Origin of the sequence: Rhizobacter sp., assembly GCF_031412075.1 — a bacterium.
GTDB lineage: Bacteria > Pseudomonadota > Gammaproteobacteria > Burkholderiales > Burkholderiaceae_C > Rhizobacter.
Window position 1 is genome coordinate 1 of the sequence record NZ_JANOCG010000131.1, and the last position, 11,730, is coordinate 11,730.

Genomic DNA, 11,730 nt, shown 5'->3' on the forward strand with positions numbered 1-11,730 from the left:
GTCTGCAAGGTGTTGCCGACCTCACCGTCTCCGGCGGCAATCTCGATGCTGGCGGGGACGTCGTCAGGCTGTGGCTCTGCGCCATCGGCACCGTGCTCACCGGCCCCCTGCAACACCGACTGCAGGCTGGGTAAAGCGAACGGCGGCGGTACTGCGGTGTCCGCTGCCAGCCCGTTCCCCGTGTGGCGCTTCTTGCTCATGGTCGTGCGCGGTCAAACGGGGGCAAGGCGGGCCGAGTACGCGTCAGCGCGGCGGCAAGAGCTTGGCCGGGTCGATCGGCTTGCCCTGCTTGCGGATCTCGAAGTGCAGTTGCACCCGCTCGGCATCGGTCGCGCCCATCTCGGCGATCTTCTGCCCACGCTTGACCGCCTGCTCTTCTTTGACCAGCAAGGACTGGTTGTGAGCGTAGGCGGTGAGGTAGGTGTTGTTGTGCTTGATGATGACCAAGTTGCCATAACCGCGCAGGCCCGAGCCCGCATAGACCACCTTGCCATCGGCAGCTGCGCTCACCGGGTCACCGGCCTTGCCGGCAATGGCCAGGCCCTTGGTGCGCGACTCGTCGAATGAACCCACGATGGCGCCCTTGGCAGGCCACAGCCAGTTGATGTCTTCGTCGCCTTCACGCGCCACCGGCGGTGTGGGCAAGACGGGCAGCGGTGCGACGGGCGGCGAGGCCGGTGCCGCGGGCACGGCCGCAGAGGCGGCTGGTGCGGGCTGGCTCCTGGGAGCGTCCAGCGGGCGCGTTTCGATCTTGGCGATCGTCACCGGGCGCGTCGCAACGGCATTCGGGTCAGCACCGGGTGCCACCACCCGCAACACCTGCCCGACCTCGATCACGTTGGGGTTCTCGAGGTTGTTCCACTTGATGATGTCCTTCCAGCTCTGCCCTGTTTCCAGGCCGACCCGAATCAGGGTGTCACCCGGCTTGACCATGTAGAAGCCGGGCTTGCCTGCGTTTTCAGCGCCGGGCAACACTTTGCCGGCTTCGGTGGGCAGGGCCACAGAGGAGGTGGTCACCGTCGAGACAGGCGCAGGGTCGAACGTGATCGGCCGGTTGAGCACTGAGCGGTCTTCGACCGGCGCGCGGTATTTGTCGGGGGCGGCACAACCCGCGAGCACCAGCATCGCCATCGCGCACACGAACCGCACCCGCGCCACACGGCGAGCATCATTCGCTTCGCTCGATATGCATCCCATCATGGCCAGCGTCATCAATCCGTTCCTGATTTAAGAGGCACGAAGTTCACGGCCTCATGCACTGAGCGCTCGTAAGCTTCTTCTGTTCGATCCACCACCACCAGCACCTGGCGGCGCCCGCTCGCGTCATGCACCGGGGCCACCAGACGCCCTCCCACCGCGAGCTGGGCAAGCCAGGCATCGGGCAGGGATTCGCCGCCTGCCGCAGCAATGATGCTGTCGTAGGGGGCATTCGGAGGGTGCCCTCGCATCCCGTCACCATACACCAGCCGGATGTTGGTCAAGCGCAAGGGCGCGAGCAACTCGCGCGCCTTGTCATGCAGAGGCTTGAGCCGCTCGATGCTCATCACCTGGCGCGAGAGCTGCGCGAGCACCGCCGCCTGGTAGCCACAACCGGTGCCGATCTCCAGTGTGTGGCCGAGCGTGCGGCGAGTGCGGGCGGCCGGGCCATTCATCAGCAACTCGATCATTCGCCCCACCACCGACGGCTTGGAGATGGTCTGCCCGAGACCGATCGGCAGGCTGGTGTCTTCATACGCCTGTGTTGCCAGCGCCGTGTCAACGAACAGGTGGCGCGGCACTTTGGCGAGCGCCGCCATCACCAGCTCGTCGCGCAGACCAATGGCCTGCAGCTTGGTCACCATGCGCTGGCGCACGTCGGCTGAATCAAGCCCGAGACCCGAGGGCCTGACGCTGCGCGCCGAATCCACAGCGGCTTGCCGCAGCGGTTGTTGTGGCCGCAGCAGCGGACCCTTCTTCGGCGCCCCACCCAGGCCGTCGAGCTGGAGCGGGAACTTGGGGCGCGGGCGCTCCGGTGCGTTCATGGGTTCACCCACTCGCGCCACGCGGGCAGGCCGGCGTGGTCGGTCAGGTCGACCTGCAGCGGCGTGATCGACACCCGGCCGTTCGCCGCGGCGTGGAAGTCGGTGCCTGCGGCTGCATCGCGCGCATCACCGGCGGGCCCGATCCAGTAGATGGACTCACCGCGCGGGTTGGTCTGGTGGATCACCGGCTGGCTGGCATGGCGGCGGCCGAGCCGCGTGACCTCGCGTGGCAACGACACCGCATCGGCACGGTTGGGAATGTTCACGTTCAACAGCCAGGGGCCGCGGGCAGGCGGGTTCTTCAGCACCTGCTCGACCACCGCACGCGCCACTTGCGCAGCAGCATCCACATGGGCCCAGCCTTTCTCCACCTGTGAGAAAGCAATCGCCGGGATGCCGAAGAGAAAGCCCTCCATCGCCGCAGCCACCGTGCCGGAGTACAAGGTGTCGTCACCCATGTTGGCGCCGTTGTTGATACCCGAGAGCACCAGATCGGGCCGGTGCGGCAACAGGCCGGTCAGGGCGACGTGCACACAGTCGGACGGCGTGCCGTTGAAGTACCGAAAGCCATTGGCCGCGGTGAATGCCGACAGCGGCCGGTTCAGCGTGAGCGAGTTCGAGGTGCCGCTCGCGTTCTGCTCGGGCGCCACCACGTCGATCTCGCCCAAGCCTTCGCAAGCTTTCACCAGCGCCGCGAGGCCGGGTGCGAGGTAACCATCGTCGTTGGCAATCAAGATTCGCATGGCCGCGATTGTAAGGACTCGTCACCTGCGTGACGCAGACACAGCGAGCTCGCTGTTTATCATCCTCAGTCACACAAAACCCGATGGAGACGAACATGAAGGCATGGCTTTGCGAGAACCCGATCGGCCCCGAAGCGCTGGAATGGAAGGACCTGCCCACGCCCGAGCCCAAGGCGGGTGAAGTGCGCATTGCCATCAAGGCAGCGAGCCTGAACTTCCCTGACCTCTTGATCGTGCAGAACAAGTACCAGATGAAGCCGCCGCTGCCTTTCGTGCCCGGCTCCGAATACGCTGGCGTGATCGACGCCGTTGGCGAAGGCGTCACCGGCTTCAAGGTGGGCGATGCTGTCGCGGCCTTTGGCGGCGGTGGTGGTTTCGGCACCCAGGTGTGCGCCAAGACCTCGCTGCTGATGCCGCTGCCCAAGGGATTTGCCTTTGACGACGCCGCCGCGTTTTTGTGCACCTACGGCACCACCTACCACGCGCTGATCGACCGTGGCGCGCTCAAGGCCGGTGAAACCGTGCTGGTGCTCGGCGCCGCCGGTGGCGTGGGCACGGCGGCCATCCAGATCGCCAAGGCCGCAGGCGCCAAGGTGATCGCGGCCGCGTCGACCGATGAAAAATGCGCACTGTGCAAAGAGCTGGGTGCTGACGCGACCATCAACTACAGCCAGGGCAACCTGCGCGACGACATCAAGGCACTGACCGACGGCAAAGGCCCCGACGTGGTGTACGACCCGGTGGGTGGCGACTTGGCCGAGCCGGTGTTCCGCTCCATCGCCTGGCGTGGTCGCTACCTGGTGATCGGCTTCGCACAAGGTGGCATCCCGTCGCTGCCGCTCAACCTGGCCCTGCTCAAGGGTGCCTCCATCGTCGGTGTGTTCTGGGGTGAGTACGCCCGACGCGAACCCAAGGCGCACAGTGCCGCCTTGGCCGAACTGGCCGCCTGGTACGCGCAGGGCAAGATCAAGCCGGTGATCGACACCCGCCTGCCGATGACCTCGCTGAAAGAAGCCTTCACCCGCATGGGCAGCCGCCAGGTGCGCGGCAAGCTGGTGCTTGTCAACGAGTGAGGTGCGGGCCGGCGCACCGCCGATAATTCCGCCGGCGCGAGCCGATCGCGCGGAGGATCCCGGTGCGCCGACTGCTGCTCAAACTGCCTCTGCTGGGCCTGTGGCCGGGTGCGGCCATCGCGCAAGGCCGCAGCGAGTTGCGCTTCGGCGTCATCACCACCACGACGGTAGAAGAATCGCGTGGCGCCTGGGAGCCGTTTTTTGCCGACATGCGCAGCGCCACCGGCCTGCCCGTCCAAGGTTGGTACGCACAAAGCTACCTCGATGCCGCTGAAGCCCTGGCCACCAACAAGGTGCAGCTCGCCTGGGTGTCGAACAAGGCGGCGCTCGATTGCATCGAGCGGGCCAATGTCGAGGTCTTTGGCCAACTGGTCGACTCGAATGGTTCGCTCGGTTACCGCGCACTGATCGTCACCCGGCGCGACTCGGGCTTGAGCTCCATCGAGCAGCTGCTGGCGAGGCCCAAGACGCATGGTTTTGCCTTGGGTGAAGACATTTCGACCAGCGGCCACCTGATGCCGTCGTATGCGCTCTTCGTGCCGCGCAACATCAAACCCGAAGAACAGTTCAGCCCGCTGCTGCGCGGCACCCACGCGCAAACGGTCGACGCCGTGCTCAGCGGCAAAGCCCACGCCGGTACCTACAACACCGAAGAATTCGACCGCCTGAAAACTCGCCAACCCGCCCAGGCGGCGCGCCTGCGCGTGCTGTGGGAATCGGCGCTCATCCCGAAAGACCCGCTGTTGTGGCGCACCGACCTGCCCTTGTCACTGCGCACCCGCATTTCGTCGTTCCTGTTCTCCTATGGCAAGACGGCCGAAGAAAAGTCTCGCCTGAAGCAGATGTTTGACCTGGCGGGCTTCAAGCCGTCCAACAACCAGCAGCTCAAGTTCGTGCTCGAAATCGAAGACTTCAAGCTGCGCTCCGAGGTGCTGCTCGACGCACGCCTGAGCGAAGCCCAGAAGAACGAGCGCCTGCTCGACCTGCGCGACCGCTACAGCCGGCTCGCCCGCACCCTGCAAACCAGCCCGGGCGGGACGCGCCAATGACGTTCGCGGGATAGAAGCGGCGCAACGAGTGCGCTAGGATGCAAGCCCCCTCCTGAGAGCTTCCCCACGGCATGGCTATCAAGGTTCTGATCGTTGAAGACAACCCGGTCGCCCGCAGCTTTCTCAGCCGCGTTGTGCGCGAAAGCTTCAGCGACAGCATCGTCATCACGGAAGCTGGCGACCTCGAAACCGCTCGCCGCCAGGTGGGTGTGATCGACCCGCTGCGCGCCGAGCTGTCGGCCGACCCGTTCAAGCTGGTCATGGTCGACCTCGAGCTGCCCGATGGCAACGGCATGGAGCTGCTGGCCGAGCTGGCCCGCTACCCGGCCACCAAGATCGTCACCACGCTGTATTCCGACGATGACCACCTCTTCCCTGCCCTGCAATGCGGTGCCGATGGCTACCTGCTGAAAGAAGACCGCTTCGAAGTGCTGGTGGAAGAGCTGCAAAAGATCGTGCGCGGCCAACCGCCCCTGTCACCAGCCATTGCGCGCCGGCTGCTGAGCCACTTCAGACAGGGGCCCGGCGGCATGGGCGGGCTTGCCGAGCCGGGCCTGGCAGGCACCTCGGGCTTTCAGAGCAGCCGCCCGATGCCGCTCGGCCGCGGTGCTCCGCTCGACCATGAGCGCCTCACACCGCGCGAAAGCGAGGTGCTGACCTACCTCAGCAAGGGTTTCACCATCAAGGAAATCGCCAACCTGATGGGCATCAAGTGGTTCACCGTCAACGACCACATCAAGTCGATCTACAAGAAGCTGAACGTGTCCAGCCGCGCCGAAGCCGCGGTGCTGGCCAGCAAGCAAGGCCTGGTCTGACGCCGCTTCGGCCCTACCGGGTACGCCACCATGGACATGCGATTGCGTGGTGCCCCCTCTTCTCCCGCCCACACGGCAGGTGAGCTGCCGAGCAGCAGCTTCAGCCTCGGCCCCGACTCCAGCCCGCTCGACTCCGGCCTGATCGACCGCAGCTTCGGCGGCGACGAGCCCTTGTCGCGCTGGATGGGCTGGCGATTGCGGCTGCTCGTGGTGGCCGCCCTGCTGGGCTGTGTCGGCGTGCTGCTGCTGGCGCGCTGGCTCTCAGAGTCCCCGCATTTCGACGCCACCTGGAAGGCCGGCGCACAAAATCAATTGCAACTGGTGGCGTCGGCCGACCCGATGCTCACTCCCCATGAGGGCCGCGCCCTGCTCGGCGTGATAGGCGCCAACAGCAGCATGGCCGTGGTCGACGGGCTCACACTTCGGCGCTCGTCGCGCTGGGTCATCGGCGACATCGAGCGCGATCGCCACCGTGCCATGCACGAGCAGCTGTCCAACGCGATGGCGCAAGGCAAGGTGAAGCTGTTCTTCTCCGAAGGCGAGATGGCCGAGGTGTCGCTGCCACGGCGTGGCTTCGGCTCGCTGGGGGCCATGTTCTGGCTTCTGTCCGGCCTGGCCTTGGTGCTCTACCTGGTGGCCATGGTGGTGGTGCTGGCTCGGCCGACGACGCGCAACCTGCTGTATGCGCTGGCTGCATTGTGCCAATCGGGCAACCTGGCACTGGTGGCCATCGAGTCGACCATGGGGCTGGCCCTGCCGCTGCCCTTGCCGCGCTGGAACATGCCGCTGCACATGAGCCTCGACCTGCTCACCGCCGCTGCGGTGGTTCATGCCTCGGCCCTGCACCCACGTCGCATCCCGGGCTCTGGCGTGGTGGCGTGGCTGAGCTGGCTCAGCGTGGCCGCGCTCATCGTGCTGATCGGCAATGCCGAGCTGAGCGGCGCGTGGTGGTGGCTGCAAGGCAGTGTCGCGCTGTTCGGTGTGGTGGCCATTGCCTTGCTCACCTGGTCGCACCGCATCGAGCCGCACCCGTTCGCCATCGTCATGCGGCGATTCGGCGTTCTGGCGGTCGGCGCCTGGCTGCTGCTGACGCTGGCGCTTGTGGCCTCGGGCAGCGCACCGCTCGTCCAACAGCAGATCGCCGCCACCGGGCCGACGATCTGGACGGTGTTCCTGGCCTCGCTGCTGCTGTTGCTGCCTTTCTTGTCGAAGTCGCAGCAGGTGATGCGCGAGTTCTCGCTGTTGGCGGCCATCAGCACCGTGGCGACGGCGCTCGATCTGCTGTTCGTGGCGGTTTTCTCGCTCGGCCAGTTCGCCTCGCTCACGCTGGCGCTGTTCTTGTCACTGGGTCTGTATTCCGGTGCACGCCAATGGCTGCTCAACCAGGTGCGCAATCAAAACGTGCTCACCACCGAGCGCATGTTCGAAAAGCTGTACCGCATCGCACGTGAAGTCGAAGCCCACCCCGAGCGCACGGCGGCCCTGCTGACGCAGTTGCTGCGCGAGCTGTTCGAGCCGATGGAGGCCGTGGTCATCGATCAGCGCAGCCCCGCCACCCGCGTCACCGGCGGTGGCTCGACACTTGTCATCCCGGTGCCCGAGCTGATGAATGGAGAGGCCGGTGAAGCCAGTTCCATCGTGATCCGTTTTGCTCATCACGGGCGCCGCCTGTTCAGCACCGAAGATGCGCGACTGGCCGAGCGGGTGGTCGAGCAACTGCGCCGCGCAGTGGCGTTCGACAAGGCCGTCGAACAAGGCCGCAGCGAAGAGCGGCTGCGATTGGCGCAAGACCTGCACGACGACATAGGCGCGCGGCTGCTGACGCTGATGTACAAGGCCCAGTCGCCCGAGATGGAGAACTACGTTCGCCATACCTTGCAAGACCTCAAGACGCTGACCCGCGGCCTGGCAGCGCCGAATCACCCGCTCTCACACGCGGCGGCTGAATGGAAATCTGACCTCACTCAGCGTCTCACGGCGGCGCACATGGCGCTGGGTTGGAACTTCAGCACCGACCGCGATATCTCGCTCACCGTGGTGCAGTGGTCGGCCCTCACCCGGGTGATGCGCGAGCTGGTCAACAACGTCATTGCCCATTCGCAGGCGCGCCGCGTCGACATCGAGTTCATGCTCGATGGCGACCGCCTTGACCTGACCGTCACCGACAACGGCGCCGGTCGCAACCCCCAAGCCTGGGCGCATGGCCTGGGGTTGGGCGGTGTGCGCAAGCGCGTCAAGCAGCTGGGCGGCGAGGTCGAGTGGCGCGAGGTGCCGGCTGGTGGCATCTGTTGCCGCGTGTGCATTCGGCAGCTGTCGGAAAAAAGCTGAGGGCCACATCCAACGCCACAACTGCGACCCCAAAACAAAAGGCCCCCGAGTGATCGGGGGCCTTGCTTCATTTTTTGGGGTGGCTGATGGGGCTCGAACCCACGACAACAGGAATCACAATCCTGGACTCTACCAACTGAGCTACAGCCACCGCAGAGCCGCAGATTATAGCGGAAGCCGCGACCCTCGCATTACTTGGGAGCAACCGTTTCTGCAATCGAAGGCAGGTTCACTTCGACCTTGAATCGCGCTTTCAAGGCCGTGTAGTAGGCCAGAGCTTCAGCCGCCCCCCACGTCTGGGCGTATTGTGATGAAGCCCGCGCGGAGTCGGCAGCCACAGGGTCACGGCCCAGCACCTTGACGATGCGTGCGACCACATAACCATCGTCGGCCAGCTCGACACCGGTCACGGCGGGCAGCGTGGCCACCGGCGCCTTGAGCACCGCATCTACCACCTGGCGCACAACATCCTTGCCTTGGGCGCGCGAGACAGTTTGCAGCGGCGTGCCGAGGTCGGTGTTGGGGACCTGGCGCAATGCGGCGAGGCGGGCCTCACCTTCCTTGCGAGCCATTGCAGCCGCCTGAATGGCGACCAGTCGCTCGCGCACTCGCGCACTGACCTCGGTCAGCGGCTGCATGGCGGCCGGGCTGTGCTGCACCACACGTGCCGACACCAAGGTGTTGGGGGCGGTTTCCACTGCCTCGGTGTTGCGCTTGTTGCGCAAGGCATCGGCGCCGAACAACCCCTCGAGGAGTTTTGCCGAGGCCAGCGGGCCGGAGGCATCCGGCAAAGGCATGCGCGTCACGCCCTTGGCGCTGCGCAATTCAAGCTTGAGCTTGTCGGCGGCGGGCTTGAGACTGTCGGACTGCTCGTACACCAGGTTGTTGAACTCGGCTGCGGCCTTCGCGAACTCGGCTTGCGCGAGCTGCTTCTTGCGCGTTTGCTCGATCTCGGCTCGAACACTGTCGTAGCTGCGCTTGTCGCCGCCACGCAGCGCCTTGAGCTGAAGAATGTAGAAACCTTCACTGGTCTCGGCGATCGGGCTCAGGTCGCCCGGCTTCTTCATGGCGAACAGGGCTTCTTCGTAGACCTTGTCGGTGTCACCGCGTGCCATGAACAGATCGACCTCGCCGCCCTTGTCGGCTGTGCCTGCATCTTGCGAGTTCTTGCGGGCGACGTCTGCGAACGATGCCGGGTTCTTGGTCAGCTCGGCCAACAAGGCGTCGGCCTTGGCACGTGCCTTTACGCGATCTTCGGTTGGCATGTCCTTGCCGGCCTTGATCAAGATGTGGCTGGCCTTGCGCTCCTCAGCCACCGCGTACAGCTTCTGAGCGTTTTCGTCGTAGTACTTCTTCAGTTCGTCTTCAGGCACCTTGATGCCCTTCATGATGGTCTCGATGTCGAGCACCACGTATTCGATGTCAGCCTTCTCCTGCGTCTGAAACTCAGCTGCATGCGCTGGGTTCTTGTAGTACGCCTCGATGTCGGCGGCACTCGGATTGACCTTGCCCAGGTAGTCCTTGGTGTCAAACCGCTGCAGCTGCACTTCGCGTTGCTGAAACAGCGCGTCCATCGCACTCGATGCCGATGCCGCCGGCGCCAGCACCGTGCCGACCACGCCCATTTGCACCTGGCGCATCACGAGCTCTTCGCGCTTGATCTGGTCAAAACGCTGTTTGTTGAGGCCTTGTTGGGCCAGCGCCAGTTCCAGACCCGGAACATTCAGGCTGCCGTCAGGCTTGCGGAACGGGTCGAACTGGCGGTCGGTCATGTACTCGCGCAGCAAGCGCTCGTCGGTCGTCACGTAGCCCGCCTTGTCAGCGGCGGCGAGGAACACCTGCTCGCGCACCAGGCCATCGAGCGTGTTGCGCTTCATCTGGGGTGAATCGAACATCTTCACGTCGAGGCCTGGCATCTGGCTGCGCAGCATGTCAACCTGGCGGCGGTGCGCCGCATCGAGCTCGGCCTGGCTGATCTTGCGCGACCCCACACTGGCCACGGTTGTATTGGCACCGCCCGTCGACCCGCTGTAGCCCTCGATGCCGAACAGCACAAAAGAGGGAATGATCAGCAGCACCAAGACGAACAGAAGAATGCGGGTGTGCTTGCGGAAAATTTCAAACATCTGTGACCTCGATCAATGAGCAGCAGAGCGGGGGCAAACCAATCACCCCAGATGCGACAAAGGCGAACCTAAGTTCGCCTTTGCAAAGTAAACGGTCAGAATTTTAGCTGATGGCAGCGTGCCTGAAGGGGGCTTGCGCGGCGTCTCGTTGGTGGGTGCTGAGGGGCTCGAACCCCCGACCTACGCCTTGTAAGGGCGCCGCTCTACCAACTGAGCTAAGCACCCGAGAACTTCAATCAGTTGACTGCATCCTTCAGGGCCTTGCCCGGGCGGAACTTCGGTACCTTGGCGGCCTTGATCTTGATGGTGGCGCCGGTGCGCGGGTTGCGCCCAGCGCGCGCTGCACGCTTGCTGACGCTGAATGTTCCGAAGCCCACCAGCGATACGCTGTTGTTCTTCTTGAGCGTTGATTTCACACCGCCGATCAGGGCTTCCAGCGCGCGCGTGGCAGCTGCTTTGGAAATGTCAGCCTGCTTGGCAATGTGTTCAATCAATTCGGATTTGTTCACGAAGGTACCCCCTCAAAAAGGTGCATCGAAAGATTCTGGGTGGATGATCTGTGCCGCGCCAATGTTCAATGAACGAGTGGCTTCACGGCTCAAACGATTACAGCCGCAGGCACACCCAGTGTCAAGCGCGGAAGCGGATTCTATGCGTAATCGACTGCATCCTCGGCACGCTGCGCCACATGCTTCCACGCTTGACAAGCCACGGTGCCGCGCCTACTTCAAAGGCTCATGCGGTTGCGGGCTGGGGCTTTCCCTCAGTGCGCACCACCATCGACACGCCCAACGCGGTGAGGGCCATGCCGAACAGCATGACGGGGGTCAGGGGTTCGTTGAAAAGCAGCCAGGCCATGAGCGCCGTGCTCGGCGGCACGAGGTACAACAGGCTCGTGACCTGCGTTGCTGCACCGCGCTGAATCAAGAGGTACAGCAATGAGCTGCCACCCAAGGTGAGACCGATCACCGACCACACCATGGCACCAAGGAAGTGCGGGTGCAACACCACCTGCTCAGATTCCAACAACGCAATCGGCAAGCTCACCACGAGTGCTGCGAGCAACTGAACCGTGTTCGCAGTTCGCACATCACACGGTCTGACGAAACGCTTCTGATAGAGCGTGCCGGCCGTGATCGCCAACAAGGCAAGCGCTGCGAGCGACAGATTCCACGCGCTCAACTCACCCGCACCGAGCTTGCGCCATACGACGAGCACCAGGCCCGCCAAGCCCAGCAACAAGCCAAGCCACTGGCGACGCGACGTGCTCGGAGCCTGCGACTGCTGAACCTGGCTGAGCCACACGGCCGTCAGCACCGGTTGCAGCCCGACCAGCAAAGCCACCGTGCCGGCGCCCATGCCCGCCTTGACGGCGGTCCACACACCGCCGAGGTAACCGGCGTGCATCAGCACACCACACACACCCAGGTGCAGCCATTGCGCCCGCGTCTTGGGCCACTCCGCGCGCGCCAAGGCAATCCACACACCAAAGCACAGCAGCGACAAGGCATAACGGATGCTGAGAAAGGTGATCGGCGGCGCGTGCGGCATGCCGTAGCGCGCGACGATGAACCC

At 64.5% G+C, this 11,730-nt stretch carries 10 protein-coding genes, 2 tRNA genes and 1 pseudogene; 4 read left to right on the top strand and 9 right to left on the bottom strand.

What is annotated here, in order from left to right; genetic code table 11:
• From RMO40_RS04750 to surE, 4 genes and pseudogenes are all read right to left on the bottom strand, one after another.
• Positions 1 to 200, bottom strand: a pseudogene (locus RMO40_RS04750) (hypothetical protein); the annotation flags it as partial.
• 43 nt (positions 201 to 243) lie between these two features.
• The gene (locus RMO40_RS04755) at positions 244 to 1,131 is read right to left on the bottom strand and encodes a peptidoglycan DD-metalloendopeptidase family protein (RefSeq protein WP_309717066.1); all 888 of its coding nucleotides are present in this window, start codon (positions 1,129 to 1,131) and stop codon (positions 244 to 246) included.
• A gap of 80 nt (positions 1,132 to 1,211) precedes the next feature.
• Complete coding sequence (locus tag RMO40_RS04760; protein WP_309717039.1) at positions 1,212 to 2,021, bottom strand: protein-L-isoaspartate(D-aspartate) O-methyltransferase; 810 nt, start codon at positions 2,019 to 2,021, stop codon at positions 1,212 to 1,214.
• Positions 2,018 to 2,764, bottom strand: coding sequence for a 5'/3'-nucleotidase SurE (gene surE, locus RMO40_RS04765; protein WP_309717042.1), 747 nt, complete (start codon positions 2,762 to 2,764; stop codon positions 2,018 to 2,020). Before surE ends, RMO40_RS04760 begins: the two co-directional genes overlap by 4 nt.
• 95 nt (positions 2,765 to 2,859) lie before the next feature.
• Between surE and RMO40_RS04770 the strand changes: the two genes are divergently transcribed.
• The 4 genes from RMO40_RS04770 (at position 2,860) to RMO40_RS04785 (ending at position 8,029) form a co-directional block, all read left to right on the top strand.
• Positions 2,860 to 3,837: a zinc-binding dehydrogenase gene (locus RMO40_RS04770; protein WP_309717044.1), complete on the top strand. Its 978-nt coding sequence runs from the start codon at positions 2,860 to 2,862 to the stop codon at positions 3,835 to 3,837.
• Positions 3,838 to 3,899: 62 nt separating this feature from the next.
• Positions 3,900 to 4,886, top strand: a complete 987-nt coding sequence (phnD, locus tag RMO40_RS04775) for a phosphate/phosphite/phosphonate ABC transporter substrate-binding protein (protein WP_309717047.1) — start codon at positions 3,900 to 3,902, stop codon at positions 4,884 to 4,886.
• 71 nt (positions 4,887 to 4,957) lie between these two features.
• Positions 4,958 to 5,701: a response regulator transcription factor gene (locus RMO40_RS04780; protein ID WP_309717051.1), complete on the top strand. Its 744-nt coding sequence runs from the start codon at positions 4,958 to 4,960 to the stop codon at positions 5,699 to 5,701.
• A gap of 30 nt (positions 5,702 to 5,731) precedes the next feature.
• Positions 5,732 to 8,029, top strand: coding sequence for an ATP-binding protein (locus RMO40_RS04785; protein ID WP_309717054.1), 2,298 nt, complete (start codon positions 5,732 to 5,734; stop codon positions 8,027 to 8,029).
• A 75-nt stretch (positions 8,030 to 8,104) separates the two neighbouring features.
• Here the strand turns inward: RMO40_RS04785 and RMO40_RS04790 are convergent.
• The 5 genes from RMO40_RS04790 to RMO40_RS04810 form a co-directional block, all read right to left on the bottom strand.
• Positions 8,105 to 8,180: transfer RNA gene (locus tag RMO40_RS04790), tRNA-His, on the bottom strand.
• Positions 8,181 to 8,220: 40 nt separating this feature from the next.
• Positions 8,221 to 10,155 (bottom strand): SurA N-terminal domain-containing protein, encoded by a 1,935-nt coding sequence (locus RMO40_RS04795; protein ID WP_309717057.1) that lies wholly within the window; start codon positions 10,153 to 10,155, stop codon positions 8,221 to 8,223.
• 149 nt (positions 10,156 to 10,304) lie between these two features.
• A tRNA-Val gene (locus RMO40_RS04800) sits at positions 10,305 to 10,380 on the bottom strand.
• A gap of 11 nt (positions 10,381 to 10,391) precedes the next feature.
• Positions 10,392 to 10,664 (bottom strand): HU family DNA-binding protein, encoded by a 273-nt coding sequence (locus RMO40_RS04805; RefSeq protein ID WP_047485758.1) that lies wholly within the window; start codon positions 10,662 to 10,664, stop codon positions 10,392 to 10,394.
• A 226-nt stretch (positions 10,665 to 10,890) separates the two neighbouring features.
• Positions 10,891 to 11,730, bottom strand: an 840-nt coding sequence (locus tag RMO40_RS04810; RefSeq protein WP_309717063.1) for an EamA family transporter, incomplete at its 5' end; no start/stop codon positions are given.

Bases quoted from the DNA above. Each gene is read 5' to 3' on its own strand.
- surE (WP_309717042.1), bottom strand. From the start codon at position 2,764: ATGCGAATCTTGATTGCCAACGACGATGGTTACCTCGCACCCGGCCTC.
- RMO40_RS04785 (WP_309717054.1), top strand. From the start codon at position 5,732: ATGGACATGCGATTGCGTGGTGCCCCCTCTTCTCCCGCCCACACGGCA.
- RMO40_RS04780 (WP_309717051.1), top strand. From the start codon at position 4,958: ATGGCTATCAAGGTTCTGATCGTTGAAGACAACCCGGTCGCCCGCAGC.
- RMO40_RS04755 (WP_309717066.1), bottom strand. From the start codon at position 1,131: ATGGCGATGCTGGTGCTCGCGGGTTGTGCCGCCCCCGACAAATACCGC.
- RMO40_RS04795 (WP_309717057.1), bottom strand. From the start codon at position 10,155: ATGTTTGAAATTTTCCGCAAGCACACCCGCATTCTTCTGTTCGTCTTG.
- RMO40_RS04760 (WP_309717039.1), bottom strand. From the start codon at position 2,021: ATGAACGCACCGGAGCGCCCGCGCCCCAAGTTCCCGCTCCAGCTCGAC.
- RMO40_RS04770 (WP_309717044.1), top strand. From the start codon at position 2,860: ATGAAGGCATGGCTTTGCGAGAACCCGATCGGCCCCGAAGCGCTGGAA.